This is a genomic window from Pseudomonas sp. GW456-12-10-14-LB2 (genome assembly GCF_002884345.1).
Taxonomy (GTDB): domain Bacteria; phylum Pseudomonadota; class Gammaproteobacteria; order Pseudomonadales; family Pseudomonadaceae; genus Aquipseudomonas; species Aquipseudomonas paraglycinae.
Window position 1 is genome coordinate 1 of the sequence record NZ_POHV01000136.1, and the last position, 276, is coordinate 276.

1 protein-coding gene is annotated in these 276 nt (G+C 59.8%); it reads right to left on the reverse strand.

What is annotated here, in order from left to right:
- Positions 1 to 74: 74 nt before the first annotated feature.
- A partial coding sequence (locus C1X29_RS28425) for a GDP-mannose 4,6-dehydratase (RefSeq protein WP_173940220.1) occupies positions 75 to 276 on the reverse strand: 202 nt, incomplete at its 5' end.

Below are 276 nucleotides of genomic sequence, written 5' to 3' on the forward strand. Positions count from 1 at the left end.
CCCTGCCAACCATACCGCGGTGCCCTGCAACGAATATCCGCTTGCTCGCCGAACTGTGATGTTCATCGACCATGTCAGACACCCTTGGCGATCGGAGCGTCGCGCATCAAGAGAAGATCGGCCTCGACCATCTCGCGCGCCAAGTCGCGCGGGCTGGTATCGTGCGTCCATCCCAGTTTTTGCTTGGCCTTAGTCGGATCACCGATCAGCAATTCGACTTCGGTCGGACGAAAATAGCGCGGATCGACCTCTACCAGGCAGCGCCCGGTTTCCACG